Origin of the sequence: Pedobacter suwonensis, assembly GCF_044762335.1 — a bacterium.
GTDB lineage: Bacteria > Bacteroidota > Bacteroidia > Sphingobacteriales > Sphingobacteriaceae > Pedobacter.
Genome location: NZ_JBIWEB010000003.1, coordinates 322136 through 339177, shown reverse-complemented (window position 1 = coordinate 339177; position 17042 = coordinate 322136). Strand labels below are relative to the sequence as shown.

General features: G+C 41.8%; 10 protein-coding genes. 7 read left to right on the top strand and 3 right to left on the bottom strand.

The genetic code is table 11. The features are described 5' to 3' along the window. Positions 1-8: 8 nt before the first annotated feature. Complete coding sequence (locus tag ACIQXP_RS07340; RefSeq protein ID WP_387504950.1) at positions 9-1691, bottom strand: family 43 glycosylhydrolase; 1683 nt, start codon at positions 1689-1691, stop codon at positions 9-11. A 569-nt stretch (positions 1692-2260) separates the two neighbouring features. Between ACIQXP_RS07340 and ACIQXP_RS07335 the strand changes: the two genes are divergently transcribed. Together ACIQXP_RS07335 and ACIQXP_RS07330 are read left to right on the top strand one after the other, a co-directional pair. After that, positions 2261-2995: a 3-keto-disaccharide hydrolase gene (locus ACIQXP_RS07335; RefSeq protein ID WP_387504951.1), complete on the top strand. Its 735-nt coding sequence runs from the start codon at positions 2261-2263 to the stop codon at positions 2993-2995. 12 nt (positions 2996-3007) lie between these two features. Then, a complete protein-coding gene (locus ACIQXP_RS07330; protein WP_387505141.1) occupies positions 3008-4363 on the top strand; it encodes a Gfo/Idh/MocA family protein in 1356 nt (451 codons plus the stop codon). A 290-nt stretch (positions 4364-4653) separates the two neighbouring features. Here ACIQXP_RS07330 and ACIQXP_RS07325 read toward each other — a convergent pair whose 3' ends face one another. Continuing rightward, the gene (locus tag ACIQXP_RS07325; protein ID WP_293743015.1) at positions 4654-5427 is read right to left on the bottom strand and encodes a response regulator transcription factor; all 774 of its coding nucleotides are present in this window, start codon (positions 5425-5427) and stop codon (positions 4654-4656) included. A gap of 2 nt (positions 5428-5429) precedes the next feature. Beyond that, a complete protein-coding gene (locus ACIQXP_RS07320; protein ID WP_387504952.1) occupies positions 5430-8612 on the bottom strand; it encodes a ligand-binding sensor domain-containing protein in 3183 nt (1060 codons plus the stop codon). 272 nt (positions 8613-8884) lie between these two features. Here ACIQXP_RS07320 and ACIQXP_RS07315 point away from each other — a divergent pair, with 272 nt between their 5' ends. The 5 genes from ACIQXP_RS07315 (at position 8885) to ACIQXP_RS07295 (ending at position 16895) form a co-directional block, all read left to right on the top strand. Next, on the top strand, positions 8885-10456 hold the full coding sequence (locus ACIQXP_RS07315; protein WP_387504953.1) for a family 43 glycosylhydrolase: 1572 nt from the start codon (positions 8885-8887) through the stop codon (positions 10454-10456). Between the two features lie 206 nt (positions 10457-10662). Next, positions 10663-13719 (top strand): SusC/RagA family TonB-linked outer membrane protein, encoded by a 3057-nt coding sequence (locus tag ACIQXP_RS07310; protein WP_387504954.1) that lies wholly within the window; start codon positions 10663-10665, stop codon positions 13717-13719. A gap of 10 nt (positions 13720-13729) precedes the next feature. Continuing rightward, positions 13730-15403, top strand: a complete 1674-nt coding sequence (locus ACIQXP_RS07305; protein ID WP_387504955.1) for a RagB/SusD family nutrient uptake outer membrane protein — start codon at positions 13730-13732, stop codon at positions 15401-15403. Between the two features lie 33 nt (positions 15404-15436). Then, entirely contained in the window at positions 15437-15760 is a 324-nt protein-coding gene (locus ACIQXP_RS07300; protein WP_387504956.1) for a hypothetical protein, read from the top strand. 28 nt (positions 15761-15788) lie between these two features. After that, positions 15789-16895 carry a glycoside hydrolase family 88/105 protein gene (locus ACIQXP_RS07295; protein WP_387504957.1) on the top strand — a complete coding sequence of 369 codons (1107 nt, stop codon included), beginning with the start codon at positions 15789-15791 and terminating at the stop codon, positions 16893-16895. Positions 16896-17042 lie beyond the last annotated feature (147 nt).

Sequence of the window (17042 nt, the reverse complement as noted above, 5' to 3'; positions counted from 1 at the left end):
TTCTATAGCTAATTATTTATCAGCCTAAAACTACTAAAACTCCCGGTTTGTGATGGATTACCCTTTACCACAATGCCAGCTCGGTAGCCCATTCCCCAAGGCACATATTTATCGGCTAAAAAATCCGTACGATAAAAACTAAGCCATTCTGCTGCCTGTTTTTTATAGAAAAATTCGATTTGTCTGCCATCATTACTAATCTGCATTTTCAACTGCACTGGCTTGTTTAAATTTTCAGCCGATGCTTTGAGCATGGTGTAATTCCCCTCAAAATTATCGAAAACGATCAGGCTATCTTTCGATACTTTAATGCCTATTCCACCAAGTTCTCCCGGCCATTTACTTTTAAAAATGGCTCCTCCCAGGCAAATGCCGGTTTTCGCGTCACCAGGATTTATTGCCGCACTAATGCTGAAATTTACGGTTTTGATGTATTGTCCCAAAAAGGTACCAAGCGCATGGTTTTGGTTAGATGCCGCCAATTTCAGGCCCTTGTCAAAAAACATCGTTGGTCTTTGCGATCTGGAAGGCCACTGCCAGGCGAGATCCAGTTTTTGATCCGTTGTAAAATTGTCAATAAAATTAAGATCAGCTTTTGGTCGGTTGGGAAAGCTGGCATTATGCAATACAGGCCAGCCATCAGCGCCAACAATTAATTCTTCGATAACACCCTCACGGCCTACAAAAACATCATATTTTTTATTAAAAGCGTGGTATAGCATAAATAGCCTGTCATCCGCAGTTTTAACCACCGTGCCGTGGCCTGGACAATTCCACCGATCATTGCTCACCATAATCGGATTGTTAATGTATTTCTCCCATACGCCGCTATTCAGGTCTTTTGTTCTGGCAATGCCGGTTTTGTAATTGCATTTTGCGTCGCAGCAGCCACCAACCGAATATAGGCTATACACATATTCTCCCAGGGTAAAAAAGCAGGCGCCTTCTACAAGTCCTGTTTCCCAAGGCTGGCTACTGGTAAAAACCTTGCTTTTCTGCCCCAGCAGTTTGGTACGGCTATCGTTAATTTCCTGTTTCCAGATCCAGCTTTCTTTGCCACAACCATTGCCATCATTTTTCCAGAAGGCATAAATTTTTCCATTTTGCTGCAATTCAAATGCATCTATTGCGCCGCATTCATCTTCAATAATCACGGGGCCATTGTCGGTAAATTTACCGGTTTCAATTTTGTCTGCATCAATCCAGGCGGTTCCGCATTGTAAGCCCGGATTTCCTTTTGTTTCGCGGTTATGCGCCGTGTAATAGGCATAAATCCGATTCTGTTTTTGGTCATAAACCAGTTCCGACGCCCAAAAGTTATTCTCGCCCCATTGGTTTTTCATGTCTCTGAATCCATCCGGGAAAACGTGATTAACCAGTTTCCAGTTTTTAAGATCGGTTGATTTATAAATGGTAAAATAAGGTGCCCATTCATTTGTGGTAGAGGTTGCATAATACACTCCACCAATCCTGATAATAGAGGGATCAGGATTATCGCCGGGCAGGGCCGGATTAACCAGTAAAGGGGCTGTATGCTCGGTGCTGTATTGAACAGATTGCGTTTTTTTTAATTTACAGGAAAAAAAGCACAAACTGATCATCAGAATAGCAAAATAAGTGGCAAAAGTTTGAATCCTGAAAATAGGAGCTTCTTGTTTAACCGAATCTTCTTGATTGTGTAGGCACTTCATGCCATTTAAGAATGGTTCAAAAAATGTAGATGATCGAAAATTGAGCATGTATATAAAGGGATAAATTGTCTTTTTGTTATCTGGTTATTTGTCCGAAAATAAACAATTATAAATAGCTGGAAAGGCAGCTGTGATGGAACGCGTATGCTTTAATGCATCATTTATTAATAGTGAAAGCCACATTATCTATTCTTTTTTAGTGTCTGTTTTAGTGGTTTTTTTTACTATAAATTATTGATTTTAAAGTTGTTGTTTTTGTTTTTCTGCCTTTGGTTATACGTTGATTAAACCGTTTTTAAACTGGATATTTTGGTCCATTTCTATTTTTTGATCGTGTAAAATGAGACAAATCAACAATAAATTGAACATATTTTGCGAAGCCCATTGGCTTACTTTGGCAGTATAACCAATTATGAACCCGTTAAGCGTATTCGTGCAGATATTATGGCCATTATCTTGGATATTTATAAATCTTACTATCCTTTTTGGTTTCAGACGGGCTGAATACCTGACGTAGCCTCAAAACTAAATTTTCTAAACACATCAATAATTACAGTAACAAAAATTCAATGAAAAACTACAGGTTAATTTACATGTTCATATTGGGCATTTTCACCGTAAACCTAACTTATGCTCAAAATACGCTGAGTAAGAGCGAAAAGAAAGAAGGTTTTAAACTGCTGTGGAATGGCAGGGATGCAACGGGTTGGCGTGCTATATTCAAAGAGCAATTTCCATCCAAAGGCTGGGAAATGAAAAACGGGATCTTAACGGTATTGGCATCAAACGGACAAGAGCAGGGCTCTGGCGGCGATATTGTTACCCGTGATGAATTTTCGGCCTTTATTTTAAAATTTGATTTTAAACTTAGCCCAGGGGCAAATAGCGGCATAAAATATTTTGTAACCGAAGAAGAAAAAACCAATCTTTCAGGCATCGGACTCGAATTTCAGGTATTGGATGATGAAAGACATCCCGATGCGAAACTCGGCAAAAACGGTAACCGTACACTCGCTTCGCTGTACGATCTGATGCCATCCAACAAACCTGCTTCGGTAATTAAGCCAATTGGAGAGTGGAACAGTGGCGAAGTGCGGGTTTATCCGAACAACCATGTAGAACATTGGTTAAACGGGGTAAAAGTGGTGGAGTATGAACGTGGATCAGAAGATTTCAGAAAACTGGTGGCCGGAAGTAAATACAAAACATGGAAAAACTTTGGAGAGGCAAAAAAAGGCCATATCCTGATACAGGATCATGGCAACACCGTTTCTTACCGGAACATCAAAATCAAAACCCTTTAATGACCTGAAATGATGGAAGAATCAAGGAGAGACTTTATAAAAAAGGCCGCAATTGCTGCGGCGGGTACTTATGCAGGTACTTTTGGAATGTCGGCCAAGAGTTATGCGAATATCATTGGTGCAAACGACCGGGTTAGGGTTGGCGTAGTAGGGTTTTCCGACCGTTTTAAGGATACGCTTTTTCCCTGCTTTTTAAATCATCATAAAGAACTGAACTTTGATATCGTTGCGCTTTCCGATCTTTGGAGTTACCGTCGTGCTTTAGGTGCCGAACATATCAAAAACAAAATTGGCCATAGCATTACCTCCTGTAGAAACAATGATGAGCTTTATGGCTTAAAAGATCTTGATGCGGTGATAATCAGTACACCTGATTTTGCACATGCCTTGCATGCCATTGAAGCAGTTAAAAATAAAAAGGACGTGTATTGCGAAAAACCTTTTGCCGAAACCACGGAAGATGCCCGTGCTGCATTAAAAGCAGTAAGGTCTTCTAAACAGATTCTGCAGATCGGCTCACAGCGGCGCAGTGGACAAAATTACAAAGCCGCTGCCGATTTTATTAAGGAGGGTAAGTTTGGTGATATTACGATGGTAGAGCTCAGCTGGAATGTAAATCAACCAGGCCGCTGGCGCCGTCCAGACCTGGTAGCCAGGCTAAAAGAAGAGGATACGGATTGGAAACGCTTTTTATTGAACCGCCCATACGAAGCCTTTGATCCGAGGATTTACCTGGAGTATCGTCTTTTCTGGCCTTATTCATCTGGTATGCCCGGCCAATGGATGAGCCATCAGATTGATACTGTACATTGGTTTACAGGTTTATCACGTCCGCGTAGCGTAACCGCTAATGGAGGCATTTATCAATGGAAAGATGGTCGACGCAATTGGGACACTACCACAGCTGTTTTTGATTATGGACCATTTGATGACCTTACAAAAGGTTTCCAGGTGGTATTTAGCTCCAGGATGCACAACGGTGATGAAAAACCGGCAGAGATTTATTACGCGAATGGCGGGGAGCTGAACCTGATTACCAATACCATATCGCCGCGCGGGGGCTTAACCGAAAGGGCTGCGGCGGCTATGAAAATGAAAGCTAACCTGTTGCCTGAAATTAAACTTGCTGCCCCATCTGCTGCTGCAGCGTCAGCCAATACGGGTGCCGATGTGTTGAGCTCCAATCACATGCGCAACTGGCTGGAATGTATTCGCAGCAGGAAAGAGCCTAATGCGCCGGTAGAAGCAGGCTATCAGCATTCCATTGCAAATATTATGACAAACGCTGCCGTACGCACGGGCGGGAAGGCCACCTTTGATGCCACTCGCCAGGAAGTAATGGTTGAAGGAAAAGTTTTTAAATATTAACATCTCAAAAAACAAAGTGTCAAGGTCTGTGTCCTCACAGGCCTTAATTAAACTATTTGTCTTTAGTTTTTACCATATCAAACATTTAAGGGACTCATAAGCTGATATGTTCTTATTTTTCTTACATGGCGCAGTCGTGCACAAGAGATCTGTCCTTAACGTTTTTTCTTAGAAGCATTTTTGTTTATGGCCACCTAAGCCACCTCAGCTGAATTATTTGACAAAGCCTGTATCCTCACAGACCTTTCGCATAAAACGATATATTTTTATAGCCACCCAGTTACCTTTTTTTAGCCGTCGATATCCTTACGGAGTGAATTCATATACTCTTGTGGTGTTACTTTAAAATACTTCAGGAAATTTTTATTAAACAAACTTTGTGAACTATAACCGACCATTTTTGCAATCTCAAAAAAAGTAAATTCGTTTTGGGCGATCAGTTTAGTTGCTTTTTTGAGCCGGGTCACATCAATAAGCTCTTTTGGCGAAAGGGCCGAAATGGCTTTTATCTTGCGGTAGAGGGTTGGTCGGCTCATGTGCATGTGTTCTGCCAACTGGTCGATATCGAGATAAGAATTCTGAATATTCTTGCGGACATACTCATCCAGCCTTTTTAAAAAAGCCTCTTCAATTTTCGAGTTGGCCATCACACGCACATCCTCAAAAGGTGAACTCGCGAAATGGGCCTTTATTTTTAAACGGTTCTGGAGTAGGTTGGTCACCTGCACCCGCAACAATTGAGGTGAAAATGGTTTTTTGATATACAGATCCGCACCTACTTCCAGCCCTTCAATATGTGCCTTATAGGTATTTTTGGAGGTTAACAGGATAATAGGGATGTGGCAATATTCTACATTAGATTTGATAAGCCTGCAAAGTTCAAATCCGTCAATACCTGGCATCATAATATCCGAAATAATCAGGTCAACAATTTCATTATCCAGAATTTCCTGCGCAACCTCTCCATTAAGCGCCAGATGCAGTTTATAGCTGCTCCCGAACACCTGTGTGAGAAATTCAAGAATATCCTCGTTGTCGTCAATAATTAAAATACTTTCCGTCATATCTATTTGATCTTTCTCCAGCTGCTCAGTTTAAATTCAAATTTTTGGTGTATAGGTAAAATTAATTCAAAAACCACTTTATCCGTATCGCTCTCCAAGAGTCGTAAAGAGCCGTTATGCAGTTCTGCCAATGATTTTGCAAGTGAGAGGCCGATACCCGTACCTGGTTTATCTTTACCGTATAACCTGAAGAACGGTTCAAAAATCTGAGAACGATATTGTAGCGGGATTCCTTTACCATCATTGGCAAAAGTAATGTTAAAGTTATCATCAGTTTTGCCGGATATACCGAGGCTTACCTTCACCTGGCTTGTTCCATATTTGATGGCATTGGAAATTAAATTGTTGCAGATTTTGATCAATGCTTCGCGATCAGCAAAGGCAACCACAGGGGTTTTAGGCAGCTCAAGATCAAGTAAAATATTACTTTTCAGTGCTTCCTGTTTAAACGCATTCACCTGTTCTGCTAAGAGCTGGTTGATATCGGTATTCACAAAGTTTAAGCCGAACTGGTGCATCTCCGTCTTACGGAAATCGAGCAGTTGATTGGTTAATTTGGCCAGGCGGTTTGCATTTTTTTCAACCATCAGCAAACTGTTTTTTAGGGGTTGTTCCGGTGCTTCTTCCAGCATCATTTCCACCGGACCTAGAATCAGTGTCAGTGGCGTTTGTATTTCATGGGCGATATTGGTGAAAAACTCAATTTTGGCCTGGTAAATCTCTTTTTCCTTTTCGTGTTCGAACAGTTGCAGTTCATTGAGATTTTTCCGTTCGATGTAGCGGTGATAATAGCGAATGGCCAGAAACAGACCTGTTGCAATCATTAGCAGATAACAAATATAAGCCGTAGTGCTTTTCCAAAATGGTGGGAGGATTTGGATAAAAAGCCTACGCTCTTTGCCCGTCCAGCTGTCTACATTGCTTTTAGCCCTAACCAAGAAAGTGTATTTTCCTGGCGATAAATCCGTAAAATAAGCCTTTCGGTTATTATTGAGGTAAGTGGTGCCCTGGTCTACACCTTTCATTACGTATTCGTATCTGGTTACTTCCGGGGAAGAATAGTTAAGCGCAGCAAATTCAATACTGAAATTGTTCTGATTGTGCGCCAGCACAATGGTATCGGTATAAGATACAGACCTGCTCAGCGGACTATTTTCAACATTGGGAAAAACTTCCTTATTGTTGATCTGGAAACCGGTGATAAAAGTAGGAGGGGCAGTGTCTTTCTGCTCAAAATCTTTAGGGTCAAAAGAAATCATTCCCCTTACCGATCCAAAATACATTCTGCCATCTGGGGCTTTATAGGCTGAACTGAAATTAAATTGATCCGTAATCAGCCCATTTGATTTGGTGTAGATTTTAAATCTTTCGGTCAGCAGGTCAAAACAGATCAAGCCTTTGAGCGAGCTGATCCATAAATGCTTGGAGTTGTCTTCTAATGCCCGGAACAGGATATTGGTGGGCAGTCCGTTCTCGGTTGTAAATTTTGTCATTATTTTCCGGTCTGCACTCAACCTGATCAGTCCACCGCCTTCGGTAGTAAACCACATCGCATTATTGCTGTCTTCCATGATGCCGCATACCGGAAAATCATGGATCGTCTTATTGTTAACCTTTTCACCAAAAGAGATGTTGCCATGTTTACCTGTTTTGGGGTGAAAATAAAATGCCCCACGCGATACGCTACCGGTCCAGATATTACCAAACCGATCTTCCCAGATATCGTAAACATATGAATTTATGGGAATCTCATTAATCCGTTTAAATGTTCTCTTACTTTGGTTAAAAATAAATAGACCCGAACCCATATTATAGCCAGTACCCACATAAATGGTGCTATCTTTAGCGCGGTGGATCGAAAGTACAAAGTCGCTCGTTTCTTCGTTTTCGTCGCCAATGGTCTTAAAACGCTCCATCACTTTTCCTTTATCCATATCCATAATTTCCAGGCCGTGTAAAAACGGCCCCACCAGCAATTGATGATCTAAAGCGAGCAGGCCATGGATATTGGGGTACGATAAATTTCCTGCTTTACCGTTGGCTTTGTAATTGGTGAAAAGCCCGGTTTTTGGATTAAATTTGTTCACACCGGCATCTTCCGTCCCGATCCACAAATTGCCTTTACTATCGGGACAGATTTCCCTCACTGCATTTCCAGAAATAGAATTGGTGCCCAACAGCGGATAATATTTTTCGAACCTTGCATTGTTCCTGGAAAAATAACCCAATCCTCCGAAATAAGTACCTGCCCACATGCCACCTTCATGATCCTTACAAACCGTGTATACCGCATTGTCGGGCACGGAATAAGGATCGCCAGGTTGTTTGCGTAAATTGATATTGGTGTTCGTGGCCAGGTTATAGATGTAAATACCAGATTCTGTGGCAATCCAATACTCGTTTTTTTTACCTGGGGTGATATCGCGTACATAAATATCCGTATTGTCGCTGTTTTTAAGAATCAGAGATCTGATCAGCCCGGTTTTGGTATCATAACTTTTCAATCCACGCTTAAAACATCCTACCAGTATATTATGGTTGCCCGTTGGATATATTTTGCTGATCGACCGGAGGTTTGCAGGTATGGATTCACTAATAATTCTTACAGTTTTTTTTGATCCATTCTTTGGGTTATAAGTAACCAGTTCGCCATTATCATTGCCAACCAAAATGTTCCGGTGTTCATCAATGGCGAGGCAGGCTGCACTTAGTTTTAAGTCTATGATCTTGTGATCTTGCTGTACATATTTAAAAAGTACCCTGTTCGCTAAAAAATAAAGGTTGTTTTCATGATCCACCAGAATAGTATTGATGTACTTTTTAAAGTCGGTTTTCAGTGGTGTAAATAGCTCTTTGACAGGGTCGTATTTAAAAATGCCACGACCTGTACCTATCCATAATATGCCGTTTTTATCTTCAGCAAGGCTTACAATAATGTTGTTGCCAATATTTCCGAAGCGGCTTTTTTCATTTTTAAAGGTCTTGAAAGTATAGCCATCAAAGCGGTTTAAACCGCCTCGGGTTCCTACCCAAATCATGCCCTTTTTATCCTGTATAACCGTATTAACCGAATTATGTGCCAAACCATCGTCGGCCTGGTATTGCCTGAAATAATAGGATTGCCCCTCGCAGGTAGAAGCTGCAAAAAACAAATTCAACAACAGATAAAATAATACAAAACGCATATTCAAGTTAATCTCAAATATATATAAATCGTGGTGTTGTATAATCCAACTTGAGGTGCCTTTTTACCGGGTTTTAAATGGTTGATTTTTTGGGTGCTGATTTTCAGTTGTTTATATGGTTTTTTAAAGATTGTTTGAGACATTTCGACAAAAAGATGAACAAATTTTAAAGGCATCATTTCCTTACTTTGATCTGATTTAACCAAATTAATAACCTAGCTGCAAAATCCTTCTACGAGCTTAACAAGCCTTTGCAGTTTCAACCTTGTACTATGGGAAACAATTTATGGATTCATCTCGCAACCGCCCTGGTTGTTTTAACTGGTTCCTGCCAGAAAGGGCCATTTACTGAGGATGCTGATGTAAGCAAAGTCGGAAAACTGTCTGCCTCAACTGTAATTGCCGCGGCACCGCCATTGGGTACCTTGATTGATGGGGCAATATACCGCATCCGTGGAACTTCATCATTGCCTGACGGCCCGGTGGTAGAAGTTACCGGTAACTCAACGGCAGAAAATGCGCCTATCCAGCAATGGTCGTGGTTTCCTAACAATGGCCAGAAATGGAAGCTGGTGAAAACTGATGCCACTTATTACAAACTTGTTAATGTGACCAGTAATAAATGCCTTAAATCACCATCAACTACATCAGGAGATATTTTGCAACAGGGTACCGATGATGGCAGCGACGCACAACAATGGGCTATCGACTATACAGGTGGTAATAATGTATACACCCTTACCAACAGGGCCACTGGTATGAAAATGGCGGTCGATCCTGAAAGCAATACACCTGGTACCAAAATCAGGCAGAAAACCGCCCTAACCGGTACACAGGGAATGTTTAATTTTCATGATACCAATTTCCAGAATCCGCTGATTAATGCGAGCAGGGCCGACCCTTATGTTGCTCAAAAGGATGGTTATTACTACTTTATGTATACCCGTGGGAGCAATATTGGGTTGAGAAAAACCAGAACCATGTCTTTACTTGCTACGGCAGCTGAAACAGTAGTATGGACACCTCCGACAGGTGCAGCTTATTCATCTAATATCTGGGCACCGGAATTACATTTTCTTTCCGGAAAATGGTACCTCTATTTTGCCGCAAATGATGGAGGCGATGTTACCCATCGCATGTATGTGCTTGAAAATTCCAATGCCGATCCTACTACAGGTAGCTGGACATTTAAAGGCAAAATCAGCGATCCAAGCGATCAATGGGCAATTGACGGATCGGTTTTAACTGTTGGAACTGCGAACTATTTCATCTGGTCAGGATGGGAGAATGTGGCCACCAAATACAAACAATATATCTACATCGCTCAGATGTCTAACCCCTGGACAATAAGCAGCGATAGGGTAAAAATATCATCGCCCACTAATAATTGGGAAAAATATGAACCAAGTGGTTCTTTAGGAGCAGGTGTTAACGAGGGCCCTATTATGCTTAGAAAAGATGCCAATAGCCCGCTGTTTATTATTTATTCTGCCAGCCGCTACAGTAGCGATAATTATTGTTTGGCGCAGATCCAGCTAAGAAATGGGGGCGATCCGATGATAGCAGCCGATTGGATCAATAAAAAGCAGGTATTTGTTAAAAGCGATGCCAATGGGGTTTATGGCCCTGGGCACAACGGCTTTTTTACCAGCAGTTATACCGATCCTAATGGGGTATTGCAAAGCGAAAACTGGTTTATTTACCATGCGCGTAGCGTAGCCAATACCAGCAATGGATCGAGAACACCAAGGATGCAAAAACTGACCTGGAATACAGATGGCTCGCCAAATTTTGGGACAGCCACAGCCACAGGAGTGAATATTCCGGTACCAGTGGGTGAATAGGAGTGGTTGAAGATACACGTCATGTTCAACCACTCATCTCATTTTGAGATAAAACGACAAAGGAATGAACATTTTTTATAAAGAGCATTTTTTTACTTTGATACCAGGAAACCAGATATAAAAACCCTGCATCACCGCTTTGCATATTTCGCTAACCTAATAATGCCCATTTACAAGGTTTAGCGGATCAAAAATTTTAACCAAATATGAGATATAGAATTCTACCCAAAAGAATTATAGCCATCACTTTTTTGCCGGTCATGGTATTGGCCTTTACCGCTACAGCAAACGCTAGCATTGCAGCTGTGTTGCTATATAAGAAAACTGAATCTGCTTTCTTCAGCCGGGACGATATCAGTATTACTGGTAAAGTTACAGACGAAAAAACAAAATCACCGATACCGGGAGTTTCAGTTAAGGTGAAAAATGGTTCGGCCACTGCTGTGACTGATGAAAATGGTATGTATAAAATCAGTGTAACCGATGCCCAAACGGTGCTTTTATTTTCTTATATCGGTTATGATGTACAGGAGGTAACCGTTGGTAACCTGAAAAATATTAATGTGGTGTTAAAATCTTCACAGGCCAATCTGGATGAAGTGGTAGTGGTAGGTTATGGAACACAGAAAAAAGCAGATGTAACTGGATCGGTGGTGCGGGCAAATCTCGATGATTTTAGAAATTCACCTGCCACCAATGTGGCCAACCTTTTACAGGGAACTGTACCAGGGTTGAACGTGGGGCAGGTAAATCGCGCAGGTGCTACACCAGGCATCAGCATCAGGGGGCAAAATACATTGGGGGGTAACCAGAATGTATTGATTATTTTGGATGGAGTACAATATAACGGGTCTTTAACTTCTATTAATCCGGATGATATTGCCTCAATTGACATCTTAAAAGATGCGAGTGCTACGGCAGTTTATGGCGCACAGGCCGCAAACGGAGTAATCCTCATCACCAGTAGAAAAGGTGCCATCGGCCGGACCAGGATTTCTTTTTCTTCCCAGTATGCAATTCAAAAGCCCAATATAGACCTCAGGCCAATGGCGAGGGATGAATATTTAGAACATGTGAAATATTTGTACTATGATGAGGCTTTTCTTGCACCTGATTTTACAAGACCTAATCCTGCATTTAATCTGGTAAGTAAGGTAGATGCTTCTATGAAGGATGCACAAGGCAATCTGTTACCAAATGATTTTAGCTGGTATGACGAAGCCACTAAAACGGGTTCAATAGTGGATAACCAACTGAGTGTATCAGGCGGAACGGATAAAATCAACTACCTGTTGTCAGGGAGTTTAACCCGAAATTCAGGTTTTATTAATAATGATATTTTTAAACGGAAAACCATCAGGGCAAACATCGAAACAAAGGCCACAGACTGGCTTACCATTGGCCTGCAATCGTTCGGTACTTTTATAAATGAAGATGGTGTAGAACCCAGTTTTGTAGATATCAATTTAATGTCGCCATTAATTCTGCCCTGGGATAATAACGGTAACCTGAAAATCAATCCCTTTAATACCAATGTGACTAATCCTTTGTTGAACTATCAGGCGAAAGATTACGACCGCCACAATTATTTCTTTGCCAATGTTTACGGTAATGTGCAGCTACCTGTTAAAGGACTGAGCTATAAAATCAGTTTTGGTAACAATTACCGCCTCGATTTTAAAAATATATCCAACATGTACGATGCCAACCTTACCGGGCAGGCCTCGAAAGAAAATACCACTTATTATGATTATACCTTTGATAATTTGTTAACCTATAATAAAGCGATTGGTAAACACAGTTTTACCGGAACGTTACTTTATGGTGCAATTGCACGCGATAACAGCTATACCAGGGCATATTCAACAGGTTTTTCGAGGTTAACCCTCGGTTACGATAACCTGCAGCAGGGTACCAACCGCTTCGCCATATCCAATGCATGGAGAGAAACCTTAAATTATCAGATGTTCCGTCTAAATTATAATTATGAGAGCAAATATCTGTTTACCGGTACCATTAGGAGGGATGGATTCTCAGGTTTTGCAGAAAACAATAAATATGGTATTTTTCCATCAGTATCAGCAGGTTGGGATATTTCGAAGGAGCCATTTTTTAAAGTTAACTGGGTAGATAACCTGAAACTTAGGGTAGGATATGGCGTTGCCGGAAATCAGACCACAAGGTATTCATCGCTCGCCAACGTAGGCGTAAGTGCGTCGTATGTTTTTGGCGATGGTGGTTCCACGCAATTTGGCCAGCAGGTTAATTCCCTGTCTAATCCGGATTTAAAATGGGAACGCACCACAGGCGCCAACCTGGGGTTGGAGTTTACTTTGCTTAAAAGCAGGTTATCAGGCGTAATCGAATATTATGATACCAAAACAACCGACCTTCTTTATTCGGTAAACATTCCGGTAGTTACCGGTTTTAGCAATATTCTCACCAACATCGGGCAATTGAACAATAAAGGCCTGGAAGTTTCCTTGAATTCAAAAAACATCAACGGCAGTGGATTTAAATGGACATCTTCTTTAAACTTTGCCAGGAATGTAAATAAAGTGGTGAAGTTATTGGGCGATCGTAACGGCGATGGGGTTGAAGATGACCTTCCCCAGAGTGGCCTTTTTATCGGTCAGCCTACTGCTGTAATCTATGATTATCAGGTGAATGGGATCTGGCAAATAGGTGAAAAAATTCCTACAGGTTATTCTCCGGGAACTTACCGGATTGTTGATCAAAACGGTGATGGCGTAATCAATGCGAATGATAGAGCGGTATTGGGATCATCAGCGCCAGCTTACCGAATCAGTTTGCTGAACAATTTTCAATACAGAAACTTTACCTTAAGCATATTTTTAAATTCCGTTCAGGGTGGAAATAAATCATATCTTGCCGGCAATACCGCGCGGCTGATCAGAGATGATAATTCCATCAGAAACAATTACCTCAGTGGTATAGATTTCTGGTCGCCAGATAACCCCGATGGCAAATATCCCCGCTCTATTGTTTCTGCAACCTTGAACCCGCCACTTTTTCAGCGCCGCAGTTTTGTGCGGCTACAGGATGTTTCTCTTTCTTATAAATTCAGTGGGAAACTGATTGAGCGCATGAAATTGCAGAACCTGAATGTATTTGTAAGTGGCAGAAACCTGGCTACCTGGACCAAATGGGATGGTTGGGACCCGGAAACCAACCAGGGATTGACCAATGATGGGAGGCCTGTATTCAAAGGCTATTCTTTAGGTCTCAATGTTACATTTTAAATAAAAAACAATGAAAAAGATAACCTTTACAATTATAGCTGCTGCCCTGATCATGACGTTTTTCTCCTGTAAAAAATCTTTTCTGGATGAAGAACCACTGGATTTTTTGAGCACCACAAATGCCTACAATAATATTAAAGACTTTGATGCTACCGTGAACAATTTATATAGCCGGGTAAGAAGCGAGTTTTATAACAGTGGTGAGCAGCGGCCTTTCGATTATGTGTTTGGTTGTGACCTTGTTTTTGACGGTCAGCCTTCCACCACCAGGCACACCAATATGATCGCGGCCTACTCGCCGCTGAGTACCGAAATTCCTTTAATTCACTGGACATCTCTTTATAAAATTATTGCGGAGTCGAACACCATTATCGATCGCATTCCAGCTTCAGCACTTTCTCCCGCAGATAAAACGCTAATGGAAGCCAAAGCGAAATTTTTCAGGGGTATGGCTTTCCGTACACTTGCCTATCTGTACGGTGGCGTACCTTTAAACACAACCGAGGTAGTATCGCCCAAAACAGATTATGTACGGGAACCTAAAACCGCGGTACTGGAGCAGGCCATCAGCGATCTTAAATTTGCATCATCAAACCTGCCTGCTATCAATGTGGTGCAGGATGGGGAAATTAATAACCTTGCGGCTTACCATCTCCTGTCGGAAGTTTACCTGGCGGCCGGGCAGTTTCAAAATGCGGTAGATGCAGCTTCTACCGTAATCAGTAACCCCAATGTTGGCCTGATGACGACCAGGTTCGGGGTGAAAGCTTCAGACGCTACAAAAAATGTGTATTGGGATCTTTTTCAGCGTGGCAACCAAAACCGGAAAAATGGAACCAACCGGGAAAGCCTTTGGGTGGTTCAATTTGAAACTGATGTACCTGGCGGTGGAGCTGTTTCTACAGGAATTGGTGGCTCTTATCAGATGGAACGGCATTTTGCCCCACAATTTCTTACATTCAGGCTTGCCGGAAGCAGTATTCAGCCATTTTTATATCCCATCAGCGATTATAGCGGCGGTAGGGGAATTGGTTGGGCAATACCCACCAAATATTTTTCGGATGTGATTTGGCAGAGCGATTTTAATAACGACCTCAGGAATGCACCATTCAACTTTGTGCGTGAGTTTAAGGTAACTAATCCGGCACATCCACGATTTGGGCAAACCATATCCACCATAAATCCGCCTGCAGGTATCACCGTGCCTCGAAGGGATTTTTATGCTTTCCAATCGAAGGTAACTACTCCCGGCGACCATCCTGATGGCATGTTTCAGGATAAATCGGAGCTGCTGCTTAAAGCAAGTGCAGGTGGAACCTATGCTGATCAGTATATGTTCAGGTTGGCAGAAACCTACTTACTCAGGGCCGAAGCTTATTTAGGTTTAAACCAGCTTGATAAAGCTGCAGCTGATATTAATGTGGTGCGCGCCAGATCAAATGCATCTCCTGTATTGCCAGCGAACGTGAACATTGATTATATTTTAGATGAGCGGATGCGTGAGCTGGGTTCGGAAGAAAAAAGAAGGATCACCCTGATGAGGCTTGGTCTGGTTTACGATCGTGTAAAGAAATGTAATCCTTATTATAACGATGTACTTACCACTTATAACCTATGGCCTATTCCTGCTTCAGAAATTGAGCGCAACAATGGCGCAAGACTAGAACAGAACCCTGGCTACTAATACCAGGTTTACCTGCAAAACGTGAAGCTAAAAATGGAAAAAGCGGTTGAAAAAACACAAGTCCTGGTTGACCTATTCAGTTATGGCATTATAGAATTAAAAATAGCCTATTGCCTTGAATTTTTCAGTTTACCAACAAGGGCATGTAACATTGAATGCCACATTTTTCATTTCGATGCTGCATTGCATTCATGGCTTTATTCACCTGATTTTAAATTCGTTTTTGCTGAAGTTGAAAGGGGTACAGGCCATGCGGTCTGTTTTGCCAGTGCAGGACCTAAAAAGAATATGTATTATCAGATCATGCTGAACGTGGTAGCCGACTATATTTTTTTAAAAGAAAAAATTTTTCACTAAAAGAACGATGACCAAAATATAAATGTATATGTGTAGAAAATCAATCTCCTTATTTTTACTCTTGATTACCAGTAATATCCTGTTTGCCCAGCAAAATCTGTTAATAGATTTTCCGGAGGGTTTTGGACCAAAGGAAGTGGGAAAACGCTTGGCATACCGCTTTCCAGACAGAAAACATATGCTCCATGGGGGCAAATGGATCAGCTATCCTGAAACTTTTAATTGGACAGGGGCGCTGCGTTACGCCAAGTTAACAAAAGATAAAAAGCTCCTATCACTTTTGGAAGAAAGGTTTGAGAAACTTACTTCACAGGAAAAACAACTGTTACCGGTTATGAACCATGTTGACCTGAATATGTTTGGCAGTTTACCGTTGGAACTCTACCAGATTACCAAAGACAAACGTTATTTCGATCTGGGTATACCTTATGCGGATACGCAGTGGACGCTTCCGCCTAATGCTGATCAAAAGCAGAAAGAATGGGCAGATAAAGGGTTTTCGTGGCAAACCCGCCTATGGATTGATGATATGTACATGATTACCATTGTACAGGCACAGGCTTATAAAGCCACCGGAGACCGGAAATATATTGATCGGGCTGCTCGCGAAATGGTGCTTTACCTGGATGAACTGCAGCGCCCTAACGGCCTTTTCTATCATGCGCCTGATGTGCCGTTTTATTGGGGGCGTGGCAATGGATGGATGGCCGCAGGCATGACAGAACTGTTGCGTTTGCTGCCTAAAGACAGTAAGGACCGCCCTAGGATCATGAAAGGTTATGAAACGATGATGAAAAGTTTGAAAGATTACCAAAGGCCCAGTGGCATGTGGAACCAATTAATTGATGAGCCTGATTGTTGGGCAGAAACTTCAGGATCAGCGATGTTTACCTATGCCCTGATCAGCGGAGTGAAACAGGGATGGCTAAATAAGCAGGAATATGCACCAGTGGCCCGAAAAGCGTGGTTGGCATTGGTTCCTTACATCAATGAGAAGGGTGATGTTGCAGAAGTATGTGTAGGTACAAACAAGAAAAATGATAAACAATATTATTACGACCGCCCGAGAAACGTGGGCGATTCGCACGGGCAGTCTCCATACTTATGGTGTACTTTTGCCCTTTTAGAAAAGTAAAGTTTTGTGTGCTGTATTTGGTACTACGTAGGCCCCTCTCATAGGGCTGGTGGCGCACATGGCGATAATCCTGGAGCATGGTCTCCAGGTTATCTTGATTATTTGGTAAACTTTAAACTGTGGCTGTTAAATAATGCCGTTTCCATT

What these genes read in the sequence shown, in the direction of transcription:
- ACIQXP_RS07340 (WP_387504950.1), bottom strand. Translation starts at nt 1,691, where the DNA reads ATGAAGTGCCTACACAATCAAGAAGATTCGGTTAAACAAGAAGCTCCT.
- ACIQXP_RS07335 (WP_387504951.1), top strand. Translation starts at nt 2,261, where the DNA reads ATGAAAAACTACAGGTTAATTTACATGTTCATATTGGGCATTTTCACC.
- ACIQXP_RS07330 (WP_387505141.1), top strand. Translation starts at nt 3,008, where the DNA reads ATGGAAGAATCAAGGAGAGACTTTATAAAAAAGGCCGCAATTGCTGCG.
- ACIQXP_RS07325 (WP_293743015.1), bottom strand. Translation starts at nt 5,427, where the DNA reads ATGACGGAAAGTATTTTAATTATTGACGACAACGAGGATATTCTTGAA.
- ACIQXP_RS07320 (WP_387504952.1), bottom strand. Translation starts at nt 8,612, where the DNA reads ATGCGTTTTGTATTATTTTATCTGTTGTTGAATTTGTTTTTTGCAGCT.
- ACIQXP_RS07315 (WP_387504953.1), top strand. Translation starts at nt 8,885, where the DNA reads ATGGGAAACAATTTATGGATTCATCTCGCAACCGCCCTGGTTGTTTTA.
- ACIQXP_RS07310 (WP_387504954.1), top strand. Translation starts at nt 10,663, where the DNA reads ATGAGATATAGAATTCTACCCAAAAGAATTATAGCCATCACTTTTTTG.
- ACIQXP_RS07305 (WP_387504955.1), top strand. Translation starts at nt 13,730, where the DNA reads ATGAAAAAGATAACCTTTACAATTATAGCTGCTGCCCTGATCATGACG.
- ACIQXP_RS07300 (WP_387504956.1), top strand. Translation starts at nt 15,437, where the DNA reads ATGGAAAAAGCGGTTGAAAAAACACAAGTCCTGGTTGACCTATTCAGT.
- ACIQXP_RS07295 (WP_387504957.1), top strand. Translation starts at nt 15,789, where the DNA reads ATGTGTAGAAAATCAATCTCCTTATTTTTACTCTTGATTACCAGTAAT.